Below are 626 nucleotides of genomic sequence, written 5' to 3'. Positions count from 1 at the left end.
CTTCACCGCCGAATGCTTCCAGGATCTCTGGAATTAGTTTGTCGAACTCTGCCGTCATAATGGTGAAGCCAGCGTCAAACATGCTGGCGGCATCTTCGGCGTTCATGTCGTCAAGTTGATCTTGTAGCATATCGCCAAACTTGATGCGCTTCACACTTAAATCAGAGCCTAATAATAGTGTTAGTGACTCGCGCCACTCGACAGCAAGTTTGGTGACTTCCATTCCTGATTTGATTTGTTGGTCGATCTGTTCTTGATCGAGTTCCAAGCCTTTATACTTAATAGATCCTTTCTCTTCACCTTGTGATGTAAGTTCGCATTCTAAGCCTACAGTCATAAAGCTTGGTAGGCTGCTTGGCTCGGTGACCCAGTGTGTCATGATCGAGCTTGGGGCCTGGTTAACTGCTGGTAGGCGAATAGGAAGTGAACCAATTGTTTTGCGTAAATAGCTGGTCAGTTCATCTGCCAATTTGGCTGATGAAGTGTTAATCACAAGGTAGCCTTTCGAAGGGCAAAGGTAGGCGAAATAGCGCGATGTCTTGGTGAAAGACTTAGGTAGTAAGAGGTTAGTGATTTCTTCCTTTAGCTCAGTTTTTTCTTTGCGTGTAACTTTGCGGTGCTGTTGT

The 626-nt window shown here is 45.4% G+C and carries 1 protein-coding gene; it reads right to left on the bottom strand.

What is annotated here, in order from left to right:
• Positions 1–626: recombination-associated protein RdgC (locus A3729_RS08730; protein ID WP_068633670.1), on the bottom strand; the 626-nt coding region annotated here is incomplete at both ends.

The organism is Oleiphilus sp. HI0043, assembly GCF_001634935.1.
Note: the sequence above shows the minus strand (reverse complement) of the source record. Positions and strands in the feature narration are given on the sequence as shown.